Annotated in this window: 22 protein-coding genes; 16 read left to right on the top strand and 6 right to left on the bottom strand. The window is 70.2% G+C overall.

Annotated elements, in window-relative coordinates:
* Positions 1-58: 58 nt before the first annotated feature.
* From EXU32_RS00675 to purB, 6 genes are all read left to right on the top strand, one after another.
* Positions 59-661, top strand: coding sequence for a TetR/AcrR family transcriptional regulator (locus EXU32_RS00675; protein ID WP_165399526.1), 603 nt, complete (start codon positions 59-61; stop codon positions 659-661).
* A 75-nt stretch (positions 662-736) separates the two neighbouring features.
* A complete protein-coding gene (locus EXU32_RS00670) occupies positions 737-3,037 on the top strand; it encodes an MMPL family transporter (RefSeq protein WP_130628167.1) in 2,301 nt (766 codons plus the stop codon).
* 140 nt (positions 3,038-3,177) lie between these two features.
* Positions 3,178-4,191, top strand: coding sequence for a 2-dehydropantoate 2-reductase (locus EXU32_RS00665; protein WP_130628166.1), 1,014 nt, complete (start codon positions 3,178-3,180; stop codon positions 4,189-4,191).
* Entirely contained in the window at positions 4,188-4,772 is a 585-nt protein-coding gene (locus EXU32_RS00660) for an AAA family ATPase (protein ID WP_165399525.1), read from the top strand. The genes EXU32_RS00665 and EXU32_RS00660 overlap by 4 nt, the downstream gene beginning before the upstream one ends.
* Complete coding sequence (locus tag EXU32_RS00655) at positions 4,769-5,266, top strand: low molecular weight protein-tyrosine-phosphatase (protein ID WP_130628164.1); 498 nt, start codon at positions 4,769-4,771, stop codon at positions 5,264-5,266. The genes EXU32_RS00660 and EXU32_RS00655 overlap by 4 nt, the downstream gene beginning before the upstream one ends.
* A 92-nt stretch (positions 5,267-5,358) precedes the next feature.
* Positions 5,359-6,768 carry an adenylosuccinate lyase gene (gene purB / locus EXU32_RS00650; protein WP_130628163.1) on the top strand — a complete coding sequence of 470 codons (1,410 nt, stop codon included), beginning with the start codon at positions 5,359-5,361 and terminating at the stop codon, positions 6,766-6,768.
* A 343-nt stretch (positions 6,769-7,111) separates the two neighbouring features.
* On the opposite strand, the gene EXU32_RS00645 is transcribed toward purB, so the two are convergent.
* The 5 genes from EXU32_RS00645 to EXU32_RS00625 all read right to left on the bottom strand — a co-directional run bounded on the left by EXU32_RS00645 (position 7,112) and on the right by EXU32_RS00625 (position 12,179).
* Positions 7,112-9,253, bottom strand: a complete 2,142-nt coding sequence (locus EXU32_RS00645) for an MMPL family transporter (protein WP_207233851.1) — start codon at positions 9,251-9,253, stop codon at positions 7,112-7,114.
* Positions 9,254-9,290: 37 nt separating this feature from the next.
* Positions 9,291-10,364, bottom strand: a complete 1,074-nt coding sequence (locus EXU32_RS00640; protein ID WP_242612843.1) for a GDSL-type esterase/lipase family protein — start codon at positions 10,362-10,364, stop codon at positions 9,291-9,293.
* A gap of 110 nt (positions 10,365-10,474) precedes the next feature.
* Positions 10,475-10,672 carry a hypothetical protein gene (locus tag EXU32_RS00635; protein WP_242612842.1) on the bottom strand — a complete coding sequence of 66 codons (198 nt, stop codon included), beginning with the start codon at positions 10,670-10,672 and terminating at the stop codon, positions 10,475-10,477.
* A 242-nt stretch (positions 10,673-10,914) separates the two neighbouring features.
* Positions 10,915-11,769, bottom strand: a complete 855-nt coding sequence (locus EXU32_RS00630; protein WP_130628162.1) for a transglutaminase-like domain-containing protein — start codon at positions 11,767-11,769, stop codon at positions 10,915-10,917.
* A gap of 59 nt (positions 11,770-11,828) precedes the next feature.
* Positions 11,829-12,179: an ArsR/SmtB family transcription factor gene (locus EXU32_RS00625; RefSeq protein ID WP_130628161.1), complete on the bottom strand. Its 351-nt coding sequence runs from the start codon at positions 12,177-12,179 to the stop codon at positions 11,829-11,831.
* 81 nt (positions 12,180-12,260) lie between these two features.
* On the opposite strand from EXU32_RS00625, the gene arsM reads away from it, so the two are divergent.
* The 7 genes from arsM (at position 12,261) to EXU32_RS00590 (ending at position 19,154) form a co-directional block, all read left to right on the top strand.
* Positions 12,261-13,082 (top strand): arsenite methyltransferase, encoded by an 822-nt coding sequence (gene arsM, locus EXU32_RS00620; protein WP_130628160.1) that lies wholly within the window; start codon positions 12,261-12,263, stop codon positions 13,080-13,082.
* Positions 13,082-14,179, top strand: a complete 1,098-nt coding sequence (arsB, locus tag EXU32_RS00615) for an ACR3 family arsenite efflux transporter (RefSeq protein WP_130628159.1) — start codon at positions 13,082-13,084, stop codon at positions 14,177-14,179. The genes arsM and arsB overlap by 1 nt, the downstream gene beginning before the upstream one ends.
* Positions 14,176-14,799, top strand: coding sequence for a low molecular weight phosphatase family protein (locus EXU32_RS00610; RefSeq protein WP_130628158.1), 624 nt, complete (start codon positions 14,176-14,178; stop codon positions 14,797-14,799). The genes arsB and EXU32_RS00610 overlap by 4 nt, the downstream gene beginning before the upstream one ends.
* 25 nt (positions 14,800-14,824) lie before the next feature.
* Positions 14,825-15,247, top strand: coding sequence for an arsenate reductase ArsC (locus tag EXU32_RS00605; RefSeq protein ID WP_130628157.1), 423 nt, complete (start codon positions 14,825-14,827; stop codon positions 15,245-15,247).
* Positions 15,248-15,402: 155 nt separating this feature from the next.
* Positions 15,403-16,947 carry a peptide chain release factor 3 gene (locus tag EXU32_RS00600; RefSeq protein WP_347400284.1) on the top strand — a complete coding sequence of 515 codons (1,545 nt, stop codon included), beginning with the start codon at positions 15,403-15,405 and terminating at the stop codon, positions 16,945-16,947.
* Positions 16,944-17,357 carry a MerR family transcriptional regulator gene (locus EXU32_RS00595; protein ID WP_130628155.1) on the top strand — a complete coding sequence of 138 codons (414 nt, stop codon included), beginning with the start codon at positions 16,944-16,946 and terminating at the stop codon, positions 17,355-17,357. Before EXU32_RS00600 ends, EXU32_RS00595 begins: the two co-directional genes overlap by 4 nt.
* Positions 17,358-17,468: 111 nt before the next feature.
* Complete coding sequence (locus EXU32_RS00590) at positions 17,469-19,154, top strand: ribonuclease J (RefSeq protein ID WP_130628154.1); 1,686 nt, start codon at positions 17,469-17,471, stop codon at positions 19,152-19,154.
* A 39-nt stretch (positions 19,155-19,193) separates the two neighbouring features.
* On the opposite strand, the gene EXU32_RS00585 is transcribed toward EXU32_RS00590, so the two are convergent.
* Positions 19,194-19,724: a YbaK/EbsC family protein gene (locus tag EXU32_RS00585; protein WP_130628153.1), complete on the bottom strand. Its 531-nt coding sequence runs from the start codon at positions 19,722-19,724 to the stop codon at positions 19,194-19,196.
* A gap of 67 nt (positions 19,725-19,791) precedes the next feature.
* On the opposite strand from EXU32_RS00585, the gene EXU32_RS00580 reads away from it, so the two are divergent.
* From EXU32_RS00580 to exaC, 3 genes are all read left to right on the top strand, one after another.
* Positions 19,792-20,994, top strand: a complete 1,203-nt coding sequence (locus EXU32_RS00580) for a transcriptional regulator (RefSeq protein WP_130630982.1) — start codon at positions 19,792-19,794, stop codon at positions 20,992-20,994.
* Between the two features lie 16 nt (positions 20,995-21,010).
* Positions 21,011-22,666 (top strand): phosphoglucomutase (alpha-D-glucose-1,6-bisphosphate-dependent), encoded by a 1,656-nt coding sequence (gene pgm / locus EXU32_RS00575; protein ID WP_130628152.1) that lies wholly within the window; start codon positions 21,011-21,013, stop codon positions 22,664-22,666.
* A 111-nt stretch (positions 22,667-22,777) separates the two neighbouring features.
* Positions 22,778-24,301: an acetaldehyde dehydrogenase ExaC gene (gene exaC, locus EXU32_RS00570; protein WP_130628151.1), complete on the top strand. Its 1,524-nt coding sequence runs from the start codon at positions 22,778-22,780 to the stop codon at positions 24,299-24,301.
* Positions 24,302-24,328 lie beyond the last annotated feature (27 nt).

Here is a 24,328-nt window from a genome sequence, read left to right as displayed (position 1 = left end):
GAGCCCCTTAAGGAGATGCGCTTTGCACTGACACCGAAATAGTGCAAAACTGCACTTCGTGACCAATAGTGCAACGACCCCCTCTGCCGCACCGCGGGCAGGGGGCAGCCGCCGTCAGGCGATCGTCGCGGCCGCCCAGCGGCTGTCGATCAGCTGCGGGTACTCCGGCTTCACCGTCGAGGACCTCGCCTCGGCCGTCGGCGTCTCGCGCCGTACCCTCTTCAACCACGTCACGTCCAAGGAGGAGGCCGTCCTCGGCGTACTCCCGGTCCTCACCGACGAGCAGGCCGAGACCCTGCGCAGCGGCGGGCCGACCGGCGACCTCTTCGAGGACCTGCTCATCACGACGCTGCAGTGCCTGCGCGCCGACGAGGGCAACCTCGACGACTGGCAGCAGCTGCACCACGTCATCGAGCGCAACCCCGAGCTCGTCATCCGGGTCAAGACCCACGTCGACGAGCTCGCCGAGGAGATCGTCACCCACCTGTCGACCCGCGACGGCGTGGACCCCACGCGGGCTCGGATGGCGCTGAACCTCGTCGCCGGCATCGTCCAGCGCTCGGTCGAGGAGATCATCACCGACCCCGCCAGCGGCCCTCTGCGGCAACGCATCCAGGCCAATCTGACCCTCGCCCGGGAGATCCTCACCGCCCGGGCGTGACCCCCTTCGCTCCTGCATCACCGGTCCCGACGACGTGGCCGACCACCACCCACGACGCCTCGAAAGGCACCTGACATGGCTCACGCCCTCTACCGGCTCGGCCGGCTCGCGCACCGGCGCTGGCCCGCCTTCCTCGTCGGCTGGCTGATCGTCCTCATCGGGGTCGGTGCCGCCGCCGGCACCCTCTCCAAGCCGCTCAGCGACAAGTTCTCCATCCCCGGCATCGAGTCCGAGCAGGCCCAGAACCTGCAGCAGGAGCTCTTCCCCGGCACCCAGGACGCCTTCGACCAGGCCACCGCCACGGTCGTCGTCCAGGCACCGACGGGCGAAGAGCTCGCTGACCCGGACAACACCGCGGCCGTCAACGACCTGCTGGCGAGCCTGCGCAAGGTCCCGCAGGTCGGCGACCCGGCCCAGCTGGTCCACCCCGTCGACGCCGCGAAGGGGGTGGAGAAGACCTATCTCGACAACGCCACGAAGAACGGCCAGCCCGCCGCCGTCGCCAGGGCCAACGCGGCCGCGGTCTCCCCGCTCACCGCAGACGGACGCACCGGACTGATCCAGTGGACCTTCGACGTCCCCACCATCACCGATGTCGAGCAGCCCACCCGTGACGCCGTCATCACGGCAGTCGACGACGCCCGCGACTCCGGCCTGACCGTCGAGGTCTCCGGCAGCGGCATGCAGGGCATGCCCGAGATGGGGATGACGAGCGAGCTCATCGGTGTCGCCATCGCGCTGCTCGTCCTCGTCCTGACCTTCGGCTCGCTCGTCGCGGCCGGCCTGCCGATCCTCACCGCGCTCGTCGGCGTGGGCATCGGGATCACGGGCATCACCGCGTCGACGGCCTTCTTCGACCTCGGCACGACCACCCCGATCCTCGCCTCGATGCTCGGCCTGGCCGTCGGGATCGACTACGCCCTCTTCATCCTGTCGCGGTACCGCACCGAGCTGCGCACGACCTCCGACCGGGGTCACGCGATCGGCCTGGCCGTCGGTCGCGCCGGGTCCGCCGTCGTCTTCGCCGGGCTGACCGTGATCATCGCGCTCGTCGCGCTGGCCGTCGTCAAGATCCCCTTCCTCACCGCGATGGGTCTGGCCGCTGCCGGCACCGTCCTCGTCGCCGTCCTCGTCGCCCTCACCCTGCTCCCCGCGATCCTCGGGGCGCTCGGCACGCGGGCCTTCGCGGGGCAGATCCGCAAGGACCGCTCCGTCGACGAGGGTCAGCACATCGACAACGGCGGCACCCGCTGGGCCCGCGCGATCGGCTCCCACCCGGTGGTCGCCGCGCTCGTCGCCGTCATCGCCCTGGGCGCCCTGGCCATCCCGGCCAAGGACCTCCACCTCGCCCTGCCCACCGACTCCACCGCCTCGGCGCAGACCTCGCAGCGCAAGGCCGCCGACCTCATCACCGACGGCTTCGGCCCCGGTCAGGAGGCCCGGATGATCGTCGTCGTCGACGGTCGCGAGATCACGGACCCGCGGCAGGCCCCGGCTGCCTACGGCGAGGTCACCACCTGGCTCGGCGGGCTCGACGGCGTCGCCAACGCCCAGGTCGTGGGGATGAACAAGGAGGGCACCGGCGCCCAGCTGATGGTCACCCCCACCACCGGCGCGAGCGACGCGGCCACCGAGGAGCTGCTGCACACGATCCGCGACGGCATCCCCGCGCAGGAGAAGGCGTCGAGCACGACCATCGGCGTCACCGGCCTGACCGCGATCCAGACCGACGTGTCGGAAAAGCTGCAGGACGCGCTCATCCCCTACCTCGCGGTGGTCGTCGGGCTCGCCTTCGTGCTGCTCATGCTCGTCTTCCGCTCGATCCTCGTGCCGCTCACCGCGACGCTCGGCTTCGTGCTGTCGACGATGGCCACCATCGGCGCGACGGTCGCGATCTTCCAGCAGGGCGCCTTCGGTCTCGTCGACGGTGCACCGCTCGTCAGCTTCCTGCCGATCCTCATGATCGGGATCGTCTTCGGCCTCGCGATGGACTACCAGGTCTTCCTCGTGACCCGGATGCGCGAGGCCTACATCCACGGCGACAGCGCCCGTGAGGCCGTCGTCGACGGGTTCCGCCACGGCGCCCGCGTGGTCACCGCGGCCGCGGCCATCATGATCTCGGTCTTCTCCGCCTTCATGCTGCAGCCGGACAACCTGATCAAGTCGATGGGCTTCGCGCTGGCCGCGGCCGTCCTGCTCGACGCCTTCGTCGTGCGGATGGTGCTCATCCCCGCGCTGATGTACCTCCTCGGCGACCGGGCCTGGGCGATGCCCCGCTGGCTCGACAAGGTCCTGCCCAATGTCGACGTCGAGGGCGAGGCGCTCACCAAGCACACCTCCGCCACCGACGCGGAGGAGCTGGTCCCGGCGGGCTGACCCTCGGGAGCGAAGGGAGGGTCCGGCCAGTCGGCCGGGCCCTCCTTCGTCATCCCATAGGCTGGCGCCACCTGACCGCAACCGGTCCGGACCAACGGGCACGAGGGGTGACGAGAGTGGATCGCACGAGGGTGGCCATCATGGGTGCGGGCAGCGTCGGCTGCCACCTCGGCGGCTGGTTGGCTGCCGCCGCTGACGTCACCCTCGTCGGCCGGCCATCGCTGGTCGACGCCGTGCAGCGTGAGGGGCTCACCGTCACCGACCTGCGCGGCCACACCCGCACCGTGCCCCCCGAGGGACTGACCCTGGCGACCGAGGCCAGCGCGGTGGAGGGCGCCGACTACGTGCTGCTGACGACCAAGACGCTCGGCACGGCGACGGCCGTGCGCCAGATCTCGCCCTTCCTGCGGCACGACTCCGTCGTCGTCTCCTTCCAGAACGGCCTGCGCAACGCCTCGCAGATCGACGAGGCGCTCGCGTCCGCCTTCCCCAGCCGGGCCTCGCGGCCGCTCGTGCTGTCCGGGATGGTGCCCTTCAACGTCGTGCGCTCTGGCGAGACCCACTGGACCCAGACCACGAGCGGGCGACTGAAGGTCAAGGACCACCCGCGGGTCGACCCGCTGGTCCGCGCCGCCCAGGGCGGCGGCCTGCAGCTCGACGTCGAGCCGGACATGCGGGCGGTCCTCTTCGGCAAGCTGCTGCTCAACCTCAACAACGCGATCAACGCCCTGACCGGCCTGCCGCTGGCGGTCGAGCTGCGCGACCGGGACTGCCGGGTGGTCCTGGCAGCCTGCCAGGAGGAGGCGCTCGCCCTGGCGCGACGACTCTCGATCACTCCCGCCCGGCTCACGCCGCTACCCGCGGCCGCGATGCCCACCCTGCTGCGCTCGCCCACCCCGGTCTTCGCCAACCTCTCCCGCTCCGCGCTCAAGGTCTCGCCGACCGCCCGCTCCTCGATGGCCGACGACCTCGACGCCGGGAGGACGACCGAGATCGACGAGCTGCAGGGTGCGGTCGTCCACTTCGCCGGGGACCACGGTGTCCCGGCACCCGTCTGTGCGCGGATCGTCGAGCTCGTGCGCGAGGCCGAGGCGGCGGGAGCCGACCGGCAGCGCTGGAGCGGCGCCCAGCTGCGGCGGGCGGTGGGCCTGTGAGCACCCTCGAGGAGCTCTCGCTCCCCCGCGTCGTGCTCGTCGTCGACGCTGACGGGGCCGATGCCCGCCTCGCTGCGACAGCGCTGACCTCGGTGCTCGCCGCCACCGGCACCGCGGTCGGTTCGCTGCGGCTCGCCGCCGGCGACGGACCTGCCGTGCGCCAAGCCGTGACCGCCGTCGCGGGCGACCATGACGTGCTCGTGATCGACGCCGCCTGCGGGTTGCTCGACCCGCTCGACGAGCGAGGTGGGACGCTCGCGGACGTGGGCACCGCCCTTCGCTACAAGGGGGTCTCCACCGGGGAGGTCCTCGTCACGACGGGCGGGCGTGCGGCACCCAATGCGCTGGCGCTCAACGCCGAGGCCCTGGCCCGACGCGAGCTGCCCGTCATCGGAGTCGTCGTCATCCGCGCTGCGCAGGCGGTCGGCGAGGCGACGAGCCGGGCCGGGCTGACCGCTGCCGCGGGCGCGCCGCTGCTCGCCGTGCTGCCCGCCGACCTCGCGAGCGACGACCCGTCGTCACTGGAGTCACAGGCTGCTCTCGGCTTCTCCTCGGACACGTGGGAGACGATGGCGCAATGACATATCGGATCACGGTGGTGTGCACCGGCAACATCTGCCGCTCCCCCATGGCCGAGTGGGTGCTGCGCGAGCGGTTCGACGCGGCGGGCCTCGGTGACCGGGTGGTCATCGACTCCGCCGGCACCACCGCGTGGGAGGAAGGCAACCCGGCCGACGACCGGACGATCGCCGCGATGCAGCGCCACGGGCACATCGGCGACTACTCGGGTCACCAGGCGCGAGTCTTCGACAAGCGGTGGTTCGACGACCGCGACCTCGTCCTGGCCGCCGACCACGGGCACCACACGGTGCTGCGTCGGCTCGCTGGCACCGACGAGGCCAAGGACCTCGTGCGGATGATCCGCTCCTTCGACCCGGCCGGGCTCAAGGGCGATGCCCTCGCGATCGACGACCCCTGGTACGGCGACGACTCGTCCTTCGACCAGACCTATGCCGAGATCATCGCGGCCGCCGACGGCATCGTGGAGCACGTCCGACGCCACCTGGTGGAGTAGGCCACGGCGTCTGCGCCCGGCCAGGGCGAAGGGGGCGTGGGCCACCCCGGACACGGGAGGGACCTCCCTTCGCGTGATGGGAGGATGTGCCCATGCAGAGCCTCGCTGACGCCACGCCCCAGATCGCCCTCGGCGCGCTCGACGGTCGCTACCGTCCCGCCGTCTCACCGCTCATCGACCACCTGAGTGAGCCTGCGCTCAACCGCATGCGGGTGCACGTCGAGGTCGAGTGGCTGATCCACCTGACGACCCAGCAGGTCGTGCCGGGCGTGCGGCAGCTCACCGAGACCGAGCAGGCCGAGCTGCGCCAGGTCGTCCAGGACTTCGGCCCCGAGGACATCGCGGAGCTGGGGGCCACGGAAAAGGTCACGCAGCACGACGTCAAGGCCGTCGAGTACTACCTCAAGGAGCGGCTGCGCAAGATCGCGCCGGCACCCGAGGACGCGGGCCTGTCCGAGCTGATCCACTTCTGCTGCACCAGCGAGGACATCAACAACCTCGCCTACGCCCTCATGGTCCAGGGGGCCGTCGAGGATGTCTGGCTCCCCCGCGCCGACGCGCTCGCCGAGGCCGTCGCGACGATGGCCGACGAGCTGCGCGAGGTGCCGCTGCTCGCCCACACCCACGGTCAGCCGGCGACGCCGACGACCATGGGCAAGGAGCTCGCGGTCCTCGCCCACCGCCTCATGCGCCAGCTGCGTCGCATCCAGAACGACGAGTACCTCGGCAAGCTCAACGGCGCGACCGGCACCTTTGGTGCACACCTCGCGGCCGTCCCCGAGGCCGACTGGGTCGAGGTCTCGCGCACCTTTGTCGAAGGCCTGGGCCTCACGTGGAACCCGCTCACCACGCAGATCGAGTCGCACGACTGGCAGGCGGAGATCTACGCCGACATCGCGCGCTACAACCGCGTACTGCACAACCTGTGCACCGACCTGTGGTCGTACATCTCAATGGGCTACTTCGCCCAGGTCCGCGGTCAGGGCACCGTCGGGTCAAGCACCATGCCGCACAAGGTCAACCCGATCCGGTTTGAAAACGCGGAGGCCAACCTCGAGGTCAGCAATGCCCTCCTCGACGTCCTCGCCTCGACGCTCGTCACCTCACGCCTGCAGCGCGACCTCACGGACAGCTCGATGCAGCGCAACATCGGCACCGCCCTGGGTCACTCGCTGCTCGCGATCGACAACGCGGGTCGTGGGCTCGCCGGTCTCGACGCGGTCCCCGCGGCGATGGCTGCCGACCTCGACGGCAACTGGGAGGTGCTCGGCGAGCCGATCCAGTCGGTCATGCGCGCGCTCGGTGCCCGCGGTGTCGAGGGCATGGACGAGCCCTACGAGCGGCTCAAGGAGCTCACCCGCGGCCGTCGCATCGGTCAGCCCGAGCTCGTCGAGTTCGTCAAGGGCCTCGGCCTGCCCACAGATGTCGAGGAGCGCGTCGCCGCGATGACCCCCGCCACCTACATCGGCGTCGCGCCTCAGCTGGTCGACCTGCTGGACTGAGCCGGGGCCACGCACCCCGCGCCCGGGTGGAGGTATGCGCGCGGACGATTCATCGGCGAGTTGGCATCCACCCGAGGCGTTGTGCGGCAACGTGCTGGGCACTACGGAGGGTCTGTCTGCTCGCTCCGTCCGTGACTCATGCGGTGAATCAGATTCATCCCGTGAGTCACGGACGGAGGGAGCACACACCTCGGCCCTCGTTCCCCCCGATCCTGGCCGGATCGTCACCGCCGGTGGAGGTGATCGCCGGGTGGACTCGGACACGCGGGCGATTTACCCGCGTGTTTACCTCCACTCAGCCGGCGGGCGGGGGCGGGGGCGGGGGCGGGGCGAAGGGGTACCCTCAGTCCTCGCGCCCCGTCACCGCGTCATCGGCCACCTCGTCGTCAGGAGCCATCTGCCCGGCCCACGGCCACCAGATGCGGTTGCCCAGGTCGGCGGCGATCGCCGGCACGAGGATCGAGCGGGTGACGATCGTGTCGAGCAGCACGCCGAAGGCGACGATGAAGGCGATCTGCGCGAGGAAGAGCAGCGGGATCACCCACAACGCCGAGAAGGTCGCGGCCAGCACGACGCCCGCGCTCGTGATGACGCCGCCAGTGACGGCCACCGCGCGACGGATGCCGCGCCGCGTCCCGACCTGCAGGGACTCCTCGCGCGCCCTCGTCATGAGGAAGATCGAGTAGTCGACGGCGAGCGCGACGAGGAAGACGAAGCCGAGGACCGGCGTCGACGGGTCGGCTCCCGGCTGGCCCAGGACCTGGGTGAAGAGCACCGCCGAGATCCCGAGGGTCGCGGCGAAGGTCAGCACGTTGACCGCGACGAGCAGCATTGCGGCGGTGACGGATTGCAGCAGCGCCATGAGGATCAGGGTGACGACGACCAGGATGGCCGGGACGACGACGCGGTAGTCCCGGGTGCTCGCATCATCGGTGTCGACGGTCGTGGCGGTGGATCCTCCGACGAGGATCCCCGCGTCGACCTCGTGCAGCTGGGTGCGCAGGTCCCGCACGACATCTCGGGCTTCCTCGGACTCCGAGCCCACGGTCAGCGTCGCCGAGAGCAACGTCGTCCCCGACCCGGTCGTCGACTCCTTGGCCTCGACTCGCTCGGCGACATCGGCGTGGTCGGTGAGCACACCCTGTGCCTCCTGCACGGCGGCATTGGGCACGACGACCTGCACCGGCTGCTGGTCCCCACCGTCGAAGTGCCGGTCGAGGACCTCCTGCCCGTCGACCGACTCGACCTGCGTGGTGAAGAACTGCGCCTGGGTGATCCCCGAGGTGGGGAAGGTCAGCGCTGCGGCGGCGGCCACGAGCAGGAGCGCCGTGGTGACGACCCAGGTCAACCGCGGGCGGCTCGTGACACGCCGGGCCACGGAGGCCCAGAAGCGGTGCTTGGGCTCGGTCCCCCGCTTGGGCACCGACGGCCAGAAGGCGGCCCGGCCGAGGAGCGCCAGCGCCGCCGGGAGCAGCGTCAGCGCAGCGACCATCGCGCCGAGGATGCCCAGCGCCCCCACCGGGCCGAGCCCGGAGATGTTGCCGAGGTCGGACAGCAGGAGGCAGAGCAACCCGGCGATGACCGTGCCACCACTGGCCGCGACCGGTCCGAGCGTCTGCCGCCACGCGACCGCGAGCGCCGGCAGCGGGTCACGCGAGTGCAGCTCCTCGCGATATCGGGCGACGAGGAGCAGCGAGTAGTCGGTCGCTGCCCCGACGACGAGGATGAAGAGGATCCCCTGGCTCTGACCCGACAGCTGGATCCACTGGGCATCGGCCATCGGGTAGATGAGCAGGGCCGCCAGCGACAGGCCGAAGATGCTCGTGAGCAGCACGACGAAGGGGAGCACCGGGCTGCGGTAGACGACGAGCAGGATGACCAGGACGACGACCAGCGTCACGAGCAGCAGCAGCCCGTCGATGCCGGCGAAGGCCTCACCGAGGTCCGCGGCAAACCCGGCCGGGCCGGTCACCGCGACCGTGGCCCCGTCGACCTCCGGACCGAGATCGGCTCGCAGGTCATCGACGAGCAGGTTGGAGATGCTCGTCTCGTCGACGGTCTCCTCCACGGCCTGTGCGTCGAGGCTGACCACGGCGATCGCGGCCTCACCGTCCTCGGAGGGGATGACCGGGACCTTCGGCGCGGTCAGGTAGTCAGCCACCGTCCCGGGGACGCCTTCGGCAGACTGCTGGGGCAGCTCCTTCGCCCACGACTGCAGCTCGCCGAGCGCTGCCGGTGACAACCCCCCTTCGCCCTCCACCGTGAGGATCAGCGGCAGCGTCGCGTCGGCGTCGAAGCCCGGGAGCTGCTCAGCGACCCGCGTCGACTCCGCCGACTGCGGGAGGAAGGACGCCTGGTCGTTGTTCTGCACGCTCGAGAGCTGACCGACGAGCGGGCCGCCGATCCCGGCGAGGGCGAACCACAGGAGGACGACGATGCCGGCGAGGACCCGCATCCGGGGGCGTGACAGCGCTCTGGAGACCATGCGCAAACCTTATACGAAGGTTGTACAGTCGTCGACCTCACATGGCGGCGTACAGAGCGAGGGCATTTGCGCCCCAGCCGGCCGCGTTGGGGTGGACCCATTCGCTGTACTCGCGGCCCACACCCAGCACGGGCACGAGCCAGGAGTTGCTGTTGTCCGCACCGAGGGGCGTCGGGTCGATCCCGTGGGTGAGGCCGCCCCAGTCCTTCTTGACGTCGACGAAGACGAAGCCGCCCTTGCCGGGGGTGGTGCGGTCGAGCTCGACCATCGCGGCCCGCTGGGCGTTGTCGCCGCGACGCTGGAGCAGGTCGAGCTCCTTGCCGAAGTCGTAGGTGGAGCTGAGCTTGTGGGACGTGGTGTTGATCAGGTGCGGGTACCCGAGCAGGTAGATGTCCGCGCGCCCGCCGGAGCGGTCATGCACGGCCTTGAGCGTGGCCTTGGTCCGCTTCTTCATGTCGGCGAGCTTGGAGTTTGCCGAGTCGATGGCCTTTTTGCAGCCACTGGCCGAGCGCAGCGCCAGGCACTGGGTGACGATGGTCGTGAAGGCGAGATCGTTGCCGCCGATGGTGACGAAGACGGCGTCCGTGGACGTCGTCACCGAGTTGATCTGCGGCCGGGCCGTGAGCTGGCAGCGCACCGTCGCCGTGAAGAGCCTGCCGGCCGAAGCGCTCGAGCGGATCGAGTAGGTGTAGGAGAAGTCGCGCTGCGTGGGCGTACCGCACAGCTTGTCGGCCTTGGCCTGCTTGAGCCACTGGGCTCGAGCATCGACAGCCCCCACAGGCACCCTGTAGGTCCTGGTGCGCAGCGACGACGAGCCCAGCGTGCGGGGCTGGAGGATGTCGTCGAGGACGCCACCGCTGCACGCCGCGTTGGTGTAGGTGGCGCCCTGCCGCGTCGCGACGCGCTGGCCGTAGTTGTTGGGCGAGCGCCAGCACGACTTCTCGGTGTAGCTGCCGGCGCCGTTGCCCGCGGAGTAGGAGTCACCGAGCTGCACGTAGTGAGGCTTCGGGGCAGCGGCCGAGGCCGCGGACGCCCCTGGGGCGCCGAGCCCGACACCGGCCGCGACGGCGGCGAGTGTGGTGACGATGGACAGGGCGCGACGACGGCGCATGAGGACCTCCCGGGCGAGGTCGATCGCCGATGACCGACCAATTACCGAACAGTAACCTACTGATCAGTAGCTGGTCGAGGGTCACGTCCCGTCGGGCACGTCACGCCCGCTCAGCCGCCGAGGCCTCCGCTGCCGCAGAGGCTGCTCATCATCCGGATAATGCCGGGCCCGATGATGACGACGAAGAGCGCGGGGAAGATGCAGAAGAGCAGCGGGAAGAGGATCTTGACCGTGACCTTCTGCGCCTTTTCCTCACCCTTCTGACGCCGGGTCACGCGCATCGCCGAGGTCTGCTCACGCAGCACCATGGCGATCGGGACTTGCCAAGCTGGATCTCGGAGAGCACCCGGGCAAACTCGCGTGACATCGGCCCGTCGCCGCCGCGAGCGACCCTCAGGAGCGCGGCATCATCGGGGGAGTCATCGCTGCGGCCCTGCTGGTGTTGCGGCGCAAGGGAGCTCGCGACGAGTTCGCCTACGGGCCACCGATGATCATCGGTGCCGTCGGCGCGATCGTCGTCCCCGCCGTGCTGCGGGCACTCTGACGAGGGTCAGGCCAAGCGCACCAGAGCGGTGGAGTCCTCGCGGGGCAGCTGACCCTCGGTGAGGACCGCTGTGACCTCTTGCCGGTTGAAGGTCATCCGGCCACCCCGGGTGGTGAGGAAGGCGGTGTCCGCGGCGTCACGGCCTGTCGCGATGCGGACCATCGCCTCGCGCGGCGCCATGCTCGTCGCGTCGACGATGTGCCATGCCCCCTCGACCCAGACCTCGGCCACTGCGTGGAAGTCCATCGGCTGCAGGCCCGGCGCATAGACCGACACGAGCCGCGCCGGCGTGCCGAGGGCGCGCAGGAGTGCGACGACGACGTGGGCGAAGTCGCGGCAGACGCCCGACGCCTGGAGGATCGAGTCCACGGCGCCATCGGTCCCGCGGCTTGCGCCGGAGATGTACGACATGTGGGTGTTGACCCAGAGCGCGACGGCCTTGACCCGCTCGAAGCCGGTCTGGTCGGGGAAGAGCCGGGCCGCCATCGGTGCCAGCCGGTCGGACTCCGCGTAACGGCTCGGGCGGGTGAAGACCCACCGGTCGAAGTCGACCTCGGGGCCGACCTGCTCGCCCGTGGGGCGGGTGATGTCGACGAGCGCGGAGTAGGTGACCTCGAGCCAGCCGTCGCCGACGCCCTCGACGAGGTGCAGCCGGGTGCCGTGGTTGCCGGCGAGCTCACGGGCCTCGATCTGCTTGCCGCCCGCGTGGATGAGGATCTCCTCCTCGAGGATGTCGTGCGCATTGGACACGGCGAAGGACAGCAGCGCCTCACGGACACCCTGCGTGCCATAGGCGAACTTGGTCCCCACCCGGGCCTGGAGCGGGGTGGATGCAGCGTCAACGATCGCGAGGTCGGTCATGTCCCCATGGGACCGCGGCGGAGGCCACCCCGTCAAAGCGAAGGGGGGTACCCCCGCGATCAGGCCGGCTCGGTGACTGCGAGGAGCGTGGAGAGCGCCCCGAGAGCCTCGGGGTTGACCCAGTAGTAGACAAAGGTCCCGCGCCGCTCACAGTCGACAAGGCCGGCCTCGCGCAGCAGCTTCAGGTGGTGGGAGATCGTCCCCGACGACAGGTCGAAGGCAGGGGTGATCTCGCAGACACACAGCTCGGGCTGGGCCGCGATCATCGACACCATCCGCAGCCGGACCGGGTCACCGAGCGCCTTGAAGACCGGCGCCAGGAGGGCCGCGTCCTCCGGCGTGACCGGTGAGGTCGCCAGTCCGCAGCAGGTGACGGCCTGCTCCCGCGGCACGGACTCGAGGATGCTCATCACCCTATCTTGACACATGCCAAAGTAGAAGGACATGCTTCGCTTGGCAGTTGATTCGACATCCATCGAAGCAGGAGCACCGTGAACACCGCAAGAGACACCCACGAGGCCGTGCGCGAGCGCTACGCCGCCGCCGCCCGCGACCAGCTGGAAACCGGCGGCTCCTGCTGCGGCCCCACCGCCACCGACCCGATCACCGTGGGGCTCTACGAGGGGACGGACTCCCCTTCGGACACCGCGCTCGCCGCCTCGCTCGGCTGCGGCAACCCGACCGCCCTGGCCGACCTCTCCCCCGGCGAGGACGTGCTCGACCTCGGGTCCGGCGGCGGCCTCGACGTCCTGCTCTCCGCGCGACGGGTCGGCCCCATCGGCACCGCCACCGGCCTCGACATGACCGACGAGATGCTCGAGCTCGCCCGGCGCAACCAGGCAGAGGCAGGCGTCACCAACGCTCGCTTCGTCCGCGGGACCATCGAGGAGATCCCCCTTGACGACGCGTCCGTCGACGTCGTCATCTCCAACTGCGTCATCAACCTCTCGCCTGACAAGGCGTCCGTGGCCCGCGAGTGCCACCGCGTGCTACGCACGGGCGGTCGCTTCGCCGTGTCCGACATCGTCCTGCTGCGCGAGATCCCCGACGCGCTGCGCGGGATCGTCGGCCTGTGGACCGGTTGCGTCTCGGGCGCTCTGCTCGACACCGACTACATCGCCACGCTGACGGAGGCTGGGTTCGCCGACGCGTCGGTCAAGGTGACCCGCACCTTCGACCGGGCAGAGCTGGAGCTCATGTCCGACATGGTCGACGGCCAGCTCCCCGAGGGATGGTCGCTCGAGGACGTCATGGACTCCCTCCAAGGCGCCTTCGCCAGCGCCTTCATCCGCGCCCGCAAGGGTGACGCCTGATGACCACCGACACGATGACCCCACCGCGCCTGTCGACGCTCGACCGCTACCTGGCCGTCTGGATCGGGCTGGCCATGGTCGCCGGCCTGCTGCTCGGCCGCCTCGTCCCGGGGCTCGGCGAGGCGTTGAGCGCGATCGAGATCGACGGCATCTCCCTGCCGATCGCCATCGGTCTGCTCGTCATGATGTACCCGGTGCTCGCCAAGGTCCGCTATGACCGCCTCGACACCGTCACCAGCGACCGGCGACTGCTCGGCTCCTCGCTCGTCCTGAACTGGATCATCGGCCCGGCGCTGATGTTTGCCCTGGCCTGGATCTTCCTGCCCGACCTGCCGGAGTACCGCACCGGCCTGATCATCGTCGGACTCGCCCGCTGCATCGCGATGGTCATCATCTGGAACGACCTGGCGTGCGGCGACCGCGACGCCGCGGCCGTGCTCGTGGCGATCAACAGCCTCTTCCAGGTCGTCGCCTTCGCCGCTCTCGGCTGGTTCTACCTCACCGTGCTGCCGGGCTGGCTCGGCCTGGACCAGACCGGATTCGACGTCTCGCCGTGGCAGATCGCCAAGTCCGTGCTGATCTTCCTCGGCATCCCGCTGCTCGCCGGCTACCTCACCCGCCGGGGCGGCGAGCGCCGTTGGGGCCGTAAACGGTACGAAGAGTCCTTCCTGCCCAAGATCGGGCCGTGGGCCCTCTACGGGCTGCTCTTCACCATCGTGCTGCTCTTCGCTCTGCAGGGTGAGCAGATCACCTCCAAGCCCGGCGATGTCGCCCGGATCGCGCTGCCGCTGCTGGCCTACTTCGCCATCATGTGGGGCATCGGCTACCTCACCGGTCGCCTGCTCGGCATGTCCTACGAGCGCACGACGACCCTCGCGTTCACCGCCTCGGGCAACAACTTCGAGCTGGCCATCGCCGTGGCGATCGCGACCTTCGGCGCCACGAGCGGTCAGGCCCTCGCGGGAGTCGTCGGACCGCTCATCGAGGTCCCCGTCCTCGTCGGCCTGGTCTACGTCAGCCTCGCGCTGCGTCGACGCTTCCCCCACCCTTCGCCAGCAGTGGTCCCGTCCCGCACCCCCGTGGAGGATCGATCGTGAGCACCGCACCCCACCAGCCCGACACGTACGACCGACTGGTCGACGACCTCAGCTACGCCTACGACGGGGTCTTCTCCCCGGAGACCGTGGCCACCGTCGTGCACGAGGCCCGCGCCCTCCTCGAGCCTCGTGCGACGATCACGCAATACCTGCCGATCTTCGTCGCCAAGCAGGCCCGCGAGCAGCTCATGGCCGTGGCCCAGGCCGAAGGGAGAGTCGCCAAGCAGGTCCCCGAGGTCCTCTTCGTCTGCGTGCACAACGCTGGCCGCTCCCAGCTCGCCGCCGCGCTCACGGAGCACCTGTCCGCGCGCAAGGTCCACGTGCGCTCGGCCGGATCACAGCCCGTCGACGAGATCAGCCCTGTCGTCCGCGAGGCCCTCGCCGAGCGCGGCATCGAGCTGGGCGCGCCCTATCCCAAGCCGCTCACCCACAGCGTCGTCCAGGCCGCCGACGTCATCGTGACGATGGGTTGCGGGGACGCCTGCCCGGTGTTCCCCGGCAAGCGCTATGAGGACTGGGACGTTGCCGACCCCGATGGCCAGCCGCTCGACGTCGTGCGCGACATCCGTGACGACATCCAGGCACGCGTGACCACACTCCTGCGCGATGTCCTCCCCTGAACACCACAGAGACCCGGAGACACTCATGACCTATCGCCCTTCCGTCCTCTATGTCTGCGTCCACAACGCCGGCCGCTCCCAGATGGCCGCCGCCTACACGCGCGTGCTGTCCGGCGGTGCCGTCGAGGTGCGCTCGGCCGGCTCCGCGCCCGCCGACTCGATCAACCCGGCGGTCCACGCGGCGATGCTCGAGGACGGGATCGATCTGTCCGCCGAGTCGCCCAAGGTGCTGACGACCGAGGCCGTGCAGGCCAGCGAGGTCGTCATCACGATGGGGTGCGGCGATGCCTGCCCGATCTTCCCCGGCAAGAGGTACGAGGACTGGCAGCTCGAGGACCCCGCCGACCAAGGGGTCGAGTCCGTGCGGCCGATCCGCGACGACATCAAGCGACGTGTCGGCGAGCTGCTCGCCTCGCTCGACGTGCCCGTCCAGGACGGGCCGCGCTGACGCCCTCCTCCGATCCGGCGATGCGGAGACAACTCTGCCGCAACGTTAGAGTGGCTGGCGCCGGTTCCCCACGCCATCACGACGCTGGCCGGCCACAGGAGGATGCATTGAGTGACGACGTGACCAGGGAGGCCACCCGGCGACGGACATTTGCGGTGATCTCTCACCCCGATGCCGGCAAGTCCACCCTCACGGAGGCACTCGCTCTCCACGCGCACGCCATCGCCCAGGCCGGTGCCGTCCACGGCAAGGGATCCCGGCGCGGCGTGGTCTCCGACTGGAACGAGATGGAGCAGGCGCGCGGCATCTCGATCACGTCCGCCGCGCTGCAGTTCCGCGTCCAGGACGTCGTGATCAACCTGCTCGACACCCCCGGGCACGCCGACTTCTCCGAGGACACCTACCGCGTCCTGTCGGCCGTCGACTGCGCCGTCATGCTCCTCGACGCGGCCAAGGGGCTGGAGCCGCAGACCCTCAAGCTCTTCGAGGCGTGCCGGGCACGGGCCACCCCGGTGATCACGGTGATCAACAAGTGGGACCGGCCCGGCCAGGAGCCGCTGGCGCTCCTGGACGAGATCAGTGACCGTCTCGGCATCCAGCCCACGCCGCTGAACTGGCCCGTGGGGATCGCCGGGGACTTCCGCGGGGTGACCGACGTGGAGACGGGCGGGATGACGGAGTTCACCCGCACGCCCGGCGGAGCGACGATCGCGGCGCGGGAGTCGCTCACCGCAGCCGAGGCAGCCGAGCGCCACGGCGTGGACTGGGAGCGGGCCACCGAGGAGTTCGAGCTGCTCGCCGCGTCCGGCCAGACCCACGACCAGGCCGAGTTCCTCGCCGCGCGGACCACACCCGTCCTCTTCGCCGCCGCAGTGCAGAACTTCGGGGTCGCCGAGCTGCTCGAGGCCGTGATCGAGCTCGCCCCACCACCGAGCGCGTGGACCGACACCAAGCAGCAGCCACGGCCGGTCGAGGCTCCCTTCTCCGGGTTCATCTTCAAGGTGCAGACCGGGATGGACCCGGCCCACCGCGACCGGATGGCCTTCATGCGCGTCTGCTCCGGCCGCTTCGAGCGGGGCGCTGTCCTCACCCAGGCCCGCACCGGCCGGCCCTTCCAGACCAAGTACGCGCAGTCCGTCTTCGGCAGGGAGCGCGAGACGATCGACGAGGCCTACCCCGGCGACGTCGTCGGCCTGACCAACGCGCAGGCGCTCCAGGTCGGCGACACCCTCTACGACTCCCGTGCGGTCACCTTCCCCGGGCTGCCCCGCTTCGCCCCCGAGCACTTCGCCGTCTTCCGGCCCCGCGACACCGGGCGGGCCAAGCAGTTCCGCCGCGGGATCGAGCTGCTCGACCAGGAAGGCGTCGTCCAGGTGCTCGTCTCCGACCGTCGCGGGGTCCAGGCGCCGGTCCTGGCCGCAGTAGGCCCGATGCAGTTCGAGGTCGCGGCCCACCGGCTCGAGCACGAGTTCGGCGCGCCCGCCAGCCAGGACCGTCTCGCCTACGGCGTCGCGAGCCGCGTCACCCCCGAGGCAGCGCCCGTCGTCGACCGCGAGCGCGGCGCGGAGGTGCTCGAGCGGACCGACGGCGTGGTGGTCGCGCTCTTCGCCGACACCTGGCGCATGCACGCCATCGCCGGACGACTGCCCAGCGGCAGCCTCCCGCCCATCTTCGCCGTCGACGACGAGGTGGGTGCGTGAGCGAGAGCGAGCCCCACGTCCAGATCGGTGAGGTCGTCAGCCGCACCGGACTCTCGCACCGCACCCTGCGGTACTACGAGGAGATGGGCCTGCTCACCCCTTCGTCCCGGACCGACGGCGGCTTCCGCCTCTACGGCGAGGCCGACATCGAGCGCCTGCTGCTGATCACCCCGATGAAGCCGCTCGGCTTCTCGATCGAGGAGATGCGTCAGCTCGTGGATGCCCTCGACGTCCTCGGTGACCCCACGGCGGACGCGGCCGACGCCACCTGCGCCCGGGCGCAGGTCGACGCGATCCGCGACGACGCGGTCACCAAGGTGACCGAGCTGAAGGAAGCCACCGCACGAGCCGAGTCATTCACCCACCAGCTCGCGCAGCTCTCGCTGCCGGCACCGCCGGAGGCCCACTAGCCAGCCCCATCGGGTGCGCGCCACCACGGGCGGCGCAAACCTACCGTTGCGTAAGAGTAATGTCATGAGCAGTCAACACCCCACCTATCCACCCCTGTACCGAGGAGATCAATGAGTCATCCGCACCCCGAGCTGGGCGCACCCCCCGCACTGCCCAAGGACGCCCTGCGAGTCATCCCGCTGGGTGGCCTCGGCGAGGTGGGCCGCAACATGATGGTCCTGGAGCACCGCGGCAAGATCCTGGTGATCGACTGCGGCGTCCTCTTCCCCGAGGAGCACCAGCCGGGCGTCGACGTCATCCTGCCGGACTTCACCTACCTCAAGGACCGCCTCGACGACATCGTCGGCGTCGTCCTGACCCACGGGCACGAGGACCACATCGGTGGCGTGCCCTACCTGCTCAAGCTGCGCAACAACATCCCCCTGATCGGGTCGCGGCTCACCCTGGCGATGATCACCGCGAAGCTCAAGGAGCACCGGATCAAGCCCACGACCATCGAGGTCGTCGAGGGTGACCACCGGGACCTGGGTCCCTTCGGCTGCGAGTTCATCGCGGTCAACCACTCCATCCCCGACGGGCTGGCCGTCGCCGTGCGCACCACAGCAGGCCTGCTGCTGCACACCGGTGACTTCAAGATGGACCAGTTCCCGCTCGACAAGCGGCTGACCGACCTGCCCGCCTTCGCCCGTCTGGGCGCCGAGGGCGTCGACCTCTTCTGCACCGACTCCACCAACGCGGAGGTGCCCGGCTTCACGACCGCCGAGAAGGACCTGGCGCCGGCCATCGAGACCGTCTTCCGCACCGCCCCGGGGCGCGTCATCGTCTCCAGCTTCGCCAGCCACGTCCACCGCATCCAGCAGGTGCTGGACTCGGCGCACCGCAACAAGCGCAAGGTCGCCTTCGTCGGCCGGTCGATGGTGCGCAACATGGACATCGCCCGCCAGCTCGGCTACCTCGACGTCCCCCGCGGGCTCGTCGTCGACGTCAAGGAGCTCGCCAAGCTCCCCGACCGCAAGGTCACCCTCGTGTGCACCGGGTCGCAGGGCGAGCCGATGGCCGCGCTGTCCCGCATGGCCAGCGGTGACCACCAGATCCGCATCGGCGACAACGACACCGTGCTGATGGCCTCCTCGCTCATCCCCGGCAACGAGACCTCCATCTCGCGGGTCATCAACGGCCTGACCCGGCGCGGCGCCGACGTCGTCCACAAGGGCAACGCCAAGGTGCACGTCTCCGGCCACGCCAGCGCGGGCGAGCTCGTCTACTGCTACAACCTCGTCAAGCCGCGCAATGTCATGCCGGTCCACGGCGAGTGGCGTCACCTGCAGGCCAACGCCGACCTGGCCATCGCCACCGGCCTCGACCCCGAGCACGTCCCGGTCGTCGACGACGGCGTCGTCGTCGACCTGCAGGACGGCCAGGTGCGCGTCGTCGGCAAGGTCCGCGCCGGCTACGTCTACGTCTCCGCAGGCAACGTCGGCGGAGTGACCGAGGAGAGCCTGCGCGACCGCGTCACCCTGAGCCAGGAGGGCATCGTCACGGTGCTCGCGCTCATCGACATCGACACGGGCAAGCTGGTCGAGCCGCCGGAGTTCCTCACCCGCGGCCTGGGCGCCGACGACTCCCTCTTCGACGACGCGATCCCGTCGATCGAGAAGGCCCTCGCCGCCGCTGCGTCGGACGGGGTCGGCGACCCGATCGACCTCGAGAAGCGGATCGGGCGTGCCGTCACCCAGTGGGCCGGCCGCAAGCACCGCCGCAACCCGCTGGTCATCCCGGTGGTCGTCGAGGCGTGATCGACTGCGCCTGCTGGGGCCAGCCCCAGCAGGCGCAGCTCAGGCTTGTGCGAGCGCCAGCACCTCGGCGCTCGGCAGCGCGGCCAGCTCGGTCGCGTCCACGAGCAGCTTGGACCCGCGGACCCCGGAGCCGATGACGACCTCACCGGCCGCCAGGACGGCGTCGTCGATGAGGACCGGCCAGTCCGCGGGCAGGCCGACCGGGGTGATACCGCCGTACTCCATGCCGGTGATCTCGACGGCCTCGGCCATCGGCGCGAAGGAGATCTTGCGCGCGTCGATGTGACGGCGCACGACGCCGTTGATGTCGGCCCGGTCGCTCGCGAGGACCAGGACGGCAGCGTGCTTGGTCTCCCCTCCCCTTCGCCCGGCGACGACGACGCAGTTGGCGGAGAACTCCATCGGCGAGCCGTAGGCCTCGCAGAAGGCTGCGGTGTCCGCCAGGTCCGGGTCGATCTCGGCGACGCGGGCGGAGGGCAACGCGGCGATCGCCTCGGCCACGGGCGCGGCGAGCAGATCGGGCCGCTCTGCCGCGGGGGTCCAGGTCAGGGTGCCGGCTGCTGCGCTCATCCCTCGACCATATGGCCCAGCCCACCTACGCTGGGCAGGGACCACGAGGAGGAGGCCGGTGGCGGCGATGGAGTCCGGGCGACGACGCACGCTCGAGCGAGCCTGGGAGCGCTGGCGACAGGGCAGCACCCCCGACACCGACGTGCGCCCCGAGATCCTCTCCTCGTGGCAGCGCTCCGCCGAGCAGGTCATCGACGCCGTCGACGCCGCACCGCTGGCCGACGAGGGCGAGACGCGCAGCAGGTTCGAGGACTCACCGCTGTCGGCAGCGGTCAACCGGCTCGAGGGCGCGCTGCGCTCCGCCGCCGAGGACGGCGACCTCGTCGTCGCCGTGACCGACCCGCAGACGCGGATCCTGTGGACCTACGGCGGCCGGGTCATGCGCAATGCCGCCGAGGAGGTCAACTTCGTCGCCGGCGGCCGCTGGGACGAAGGGAGCGTGGGCACCAACGCCCTCAACCTCGCCCTGCGCAACGACCGCGTCTCGACCGTCTTCGCCGCCGAGCACTACGCCCCGATCGTCCACAGCTGGGTCTGCTGGGCGGCACCCGTCCATGACCCGGTGACCGGAGTGCAGCTCGGCGTCCTGGACCTGTCGACCACCTGGGACCGCGGCCACCCCATCGGCGCGGCCACCGCCCAGGCGCTCGCCCGGCTCCTCGAGACGGCCATCCCGCCGTCAGGCAGCCCCGCGGCCGATGGGGCACTTTCTGCCGGACTGCACCTGCGGCTGCTCGGTGCCGTCGAGGTCCACCTCGACGGGGCCCGGCTGCTGCTCACCCGACGCCAGTGCGAGATCCTCGCGCTCCTCGCGCTGCACTCCGGTGGCCTCTCGCTCGGCGAGCTGCACGCCCACGTCTACGGCGACGAGCGGGTCTCCACGAGCACGCTGAAGTCCGAGGTCAGCCACCTGCGTTCCGCGCTCGGCGGACGCCTTGCCTCGCGTCCCTACCGCCTCGACCTGCCGGTGACGAGCGATGTCGAGGCGGTGCGCGCGGCGGTGCGCCGTGGCGATGCACGCGCGGCCGTCGACGCCTACGGCGGCGACCTCGTGCCCGGCACCCGCTCACCGCATCTCACCGAGCTGGCCGAGTACCTCGCCGTGGCCGTGCGCGAGTGCCTGCTCGGCAACCCCGACCCCTCCGCCGTGCTCGCCTACAGCGAGGTCGTCCCCGACGCCGAGGTCGTCCAGCGTGCCCTCGAGGCCCTCGACGACGAGCGGCACCCCGCTCGCGCCCAGCTCATGGCCCGGCTGGCAGCCGCGCGCTGAGCGGTAGCGTCGAGGCATGAGCTCAGCCGCTGATCGTGCCGGGACACCCGCGCTGCCCGAGGACCTCATCGACGTCAGTCACGTCGTCACCGCCTACTACGCGGTCCAGCCCGACCCGGACGATGTCGACCAGCAGGTCGCCTTCGGCACGAGCGGGCACCGCGGGCGGTCGGTGAACGGTTCCTTCAACGAGGCGCATATCCTCGCCACCACCCAGGCGATCGTCGACGTCCGGCGGGCTGCGGGCATCGACGGACCGCTCTTCCTCGGACGCGACACCCACGCCCTGTCCGAGCCGGCCTGGACGAGCGCGCTGGAGGTGCTCGTCGGCAACGACGTGACCGTCCTCGTCGACTCCCGCGACGGCTACACCCCGACCCCCGCCATCTCGCACGCGATCCTCGCCGCCAACCGAGGCAAGGACCTGAGCGCGAAGGGGGTGGTCCTGGCCGACGGCATCGTCGTCACCCCGTCGCACAACCCGCCGAGCGACGGCGGCTTCAAGTACAATCCGCCCCACGGTGGGCCAGCCGACACCGACGCGACCACCGCGATCGCCGACGCCGCGAACGCTCACCTGCGGGACGGGTTGCGTCAGGTGCGGCGGACCCCCTTCGCCCGGGCCCGCGCCGCGGCCACCGATCACGACTACCTCGCTGCCTATGTCACCGATCTGCCCTATGTCGTTGACCTGCAACGGATCAAGGACGCCGGCGTGCGGATCGGCGCCGACCCGATGGGCGGCGCGGCCGTGCACTACTGGGGCGAGATCGGCGAACGTCACGGCCTCGACCTGACCGTCGTCAACCCGCTCGTCGACCCGACGTGGCGCTTCATGACGCTCGACAAGGACGGCCAGATCCGGATGGACTGCAGCTCCCCCGCAGCCATGGCGAGCCTCATCGAGCAGCGCGACCGGTACGACATCGCGACGGGCAACGACGCCGACTCCGACCGCCACGGGATCGTCACCCCTAATGGCGGACTGATGAACCCCAACCACTACCTCGCGGTCGCTCTGCAGTACCTCTACGGGGGTGCCCGGCCCGGCTGGTCGAGCGAGCGGATCGGCAAGACGCTCGTGTCGAGCTCGATGATCGACCGTGTCGCCGCCGACCTCGGGAAGGAGCTGTGGGAGGTGCCGGTCGGGTTCAAGTGGTTCGTGCCCGGGCTGCTCGACGGATCGGTCGGATTCGGCGGCGAGGAGTCCGCGGGCGCGTCCTTCCTCCGGAAGGACGGCTCGGTGTGGACGACCGACAAGGACGGGATCATCCTCGCGCTACTCGCCTCCGAGATCCTGGCCAGCACCGGCCGCTCCCCCAGCGAGCACTATGCCGACCTCGTCGCTCGGCACGGTGAGCCGGCCTACGCCCGTGTCGACGCCCCCGCGACCCGCGAGCAGAAGGCGGCCCTCAAGGCCCTCACCCCCGACGCCATCACCGCGGACGAGGTTGCGGGAGAACGGATCACAGCCACGCTGACCGAGGCCCCAGGCAACGGCGCCGCGATCGGCGGGCTCAAGGTCGTCACCGAGTCGGCCTGGTTCGCCGCCCGCCCCTCCGGCACCGAGGACGTCTACAAGATCTATGCCGAGTCCTTCCGCGGCCCCGAGCACCTCGCACAGGTGCAGGCCGACGCGAAGGGGGTCGTCGACGCCGCTCTCGGTGGGTGAGGCGGACCGCCGGCTCTCCCGACCAACCTTCGACCAACCCCCTTCGTCCTAGCGTCGGCCTCAGGACGACGACGCAACGGTGCGCCGTCGGATGACTTGCAGGAGGCCGACATGACCGTCTACACCCCACCCGGCAGCGCCGACTCGACCATCGAGGTCAAGGGCCAGTACGAAAACTTCATCGGTGGCGACTGGGTCCCACCGGTCAAGGGCGAGTACTTCGACAACATCACGCCGGTGACCGGGCAGGTCTTCACCCGTGTCGCCCGCGGCACCGCCGAGGACATCGACAAGGCGCTCGACGCGGCGCACGCCGCCAAGGACGCCTGGGGCAAGACCTCGATCACCGAGCGGTCCAACATCCTGCTCAAGATCGCCGACACGCTCGAGGCCAATCTCGAAGACATCGCGGTCATCGAGACCTGGGACAACGGCAAGGCCGTGCGCGAGACGCTGGCCGCGGACATCCCGCTGGCAGTTGACCACTTCCGCTACTTCGCCGGGGCCATCCGCGCCCAGGAGAGCGGCAACACCGAGATCGACAACGACACCGTCGCGTACCACTTCCACGAGCCGCTCGGCGTCGTCGGGCAAATCATCCCGTGGAACTTCCCGATCCTCATGGGCGTCTGGAAGCTCGCGCCCGCTCTGGCCGCCGGCAACTGCATCGTCCTGAAGCCGGCCGAGCAGACCCCGTGGTCGATCCTCAAGGTCATGGAGCTCATCGGCCACCTGCTGCCCGCCGGCGTCCTCAATGTCGTCAACGGCTTCGGCGTCGAGGCCGGCAAGCCGCTCGCGTCGAGCCCGCGCATCGCCAAGATCGCCTTCACCGGTGAGACGACGACCGGCCGGCTGATCATGCAGTACGCCAGCCAGAACATCATCCCCGTCACGCTCGAGCTCGGTGGTAAGTCGCCGAATGTCTTCTTCGACGACGTGGCCGCCCAGGACGACGCCTTCTACGACAAGGCACTCGAAGGCTTCTCGATGTTTGCGCTCAACCAGGGCGAGATCTGCACCTGCCCCTCGCGAGCGCTCGTCCAGAAGGGTATGTACGCGAAGTTCGTCCCCGACGCCATCAAGCGGGTCGAGGCCATCGTCCAGGGCAACCCCCTCGACACCGAGACGATGATGGGCGCCCAGGCGAGCAATGACCAGTTCGAGAAGATCAAGAGCTACCTCGACATCGGCCGCGAGGAGGGCGCCAAGGTGCTCACCGGCGGTGAGGTGGTCGACCTCGGCGGTGACCTCTCCGGTGGTTACTACATCCAGCCGACGGTCTTCGAAGGCACCAACAAGATGCGCATCTTCCAGGAGGAGATCTTCGGCCCGGTCGTCTCGCTGACCTCCTTCACGGACGAGGAGGAAGCCCTGTCGATCGCCAACGACTCGCTCTACGGCCTCGGCGCGGGCGTCTGGTCGCGCAGTGCCCACACCACGTACCGCATGGGCCGGGGCATCCAGGCCGGCCGGGTCTGGACCAACTGCTACCACCAGTACCCCGCGGGCGCTGCCTTCGGTGGCTACAAGGCTTCGGGCATCGGACGTGAGAACCACAAGATGATGCTCGATCACTACCAGCAGACCAAGAACCTGCTGGTGAGCTACGACCAGAACAAGCTCGGCTTCTTCTGATCCGTCCGAGCGAAGGGAGTACCCCGC

The sequence above is a fragment of the Janibacter limosus genome (assembly GCF_004295485.1).
GTDB classification, from domain to species: Bacteria; Actinomycetota; Actinomycetes; order Actinomycetales; family Dermatophilaceae; genus Janibacter; species Janibacter limosus_A.
The sequence above is the reverse complement of the archived record's forward strand: the minus strand, read 5'-3'. Positions and strand labels throughout refer to the sequence as shown.

Bases quoted from the DNA above. Each gene is read 5' to 3' on its own strand.
- EXU32_RS00670 (WP_130628167.1), top strand. From the start codon at position 737: ATGGCTCACGCCCTCTACCGGCTCGGCCGGCTCGCGCACCGGCGCTGG.
- EXU32_RS00665 (WP_130628166.1), top strand. From the start codon at position 3,178: ATGGGTGCGGGCAGCGTCGGCTGCCACCTCGGCGGCTGGTTGGCTGCC.
- EXU32_RS00655 (WP_130628164.1), top strand. From the start codon at position 4,769: ATGACATATCGGATCACGGTGGTGTGCACCGGCAACATCTGCCGCTCC.
- purB (WP_130628163.1), top strand. From the start codon at position 5,359: ATGCAGAGCCTCGCTGACGCCACGCCCCAGATCGCCCTCGGCGCGCTC.
- EXU32_RS00645 (WP_207233851.1), bottom strand. From the start codon at position 9,253: ATGGTCTCCAGAGCGCTGTCACGCCCCCGGATGCGGGTCCTCGCCGGC.
- EXU32_RS00640 (WP_242612843.1), bottom strand. From the start codon at position 10,364: ATGCGCCGTCGTCGCGCCCTGTCCATCGTCACCACACTCGCCGCCGTC.
- EXU32_RS00635 (WP_242612842.1), bottom strand. From the start codon at position 10,672: ATGGTGCTGCGTGAGCAGACCTCGGCGATGCGCGTGACCCGGCGTCAG.
- EXU32_RS00630 (WP_130628162.1), bottom strand. From the start codon at position 11,769: ATGACCGACCTCGCGATCGTTGACGCTGCATCCACCCCGCTCCAGGCC.
- EXU32_RS00625 (WP_130628161.1), bottom strand. From the start codon at position 12,179: ATGAGCATCCTCGAGTCCGTGCCGCGGGAGCAGGCCGTCACCTGCTGC.
- arsB (WP_130628159.1), top strand. From the start codon at position 13,082: ATGACCACCGACACGATGACCCCACCGCGCCTGTCGACGCTCGACCGC.
- EXU32_RS00605 (WP_130628157.1), top strand. From the start codon at position 14,825: ATGACCTATCGCCCTTCCGTCCTCTATGTCTGCGTCCACAACGCCGGC.
- EXU32_RS00590 (WP_130628154.1), top strand. From the start codon at position 17,469: ATGAGTCATCCGCACCCCGAGCTGGGCGCACCCCCCGCACTGCCCAAG.
- EXU32_RS00585 (WP_130628153.1), bottom strand. From the start codon at position 19,724: ATGAGCGCAGCAGCCGGCACCCTGACCTGGACCCCCGCGGCAGAGCGG.
- EXU32_RS00580 (WP_130630982.1), top strand. From the start codon at position 19,792: ATGGAGTCCGGGCGACGACGCACGCTCGAGCGAGCCTGGGAGCGCTGG.
- pgm (WP_130628152.1), top strand. From the start codon at position 21,011: ATGAGCTCAGCCGCTGATCGTGCCGGGACACCCGCGCTGCCCGAGGAC.
- exaC (WP_130628151.1), top strand. From the start codon at position 22,778: ATGACCGTCTACACCCCACCCGGCAGCGCCGACTCGACCATCGAGGTC.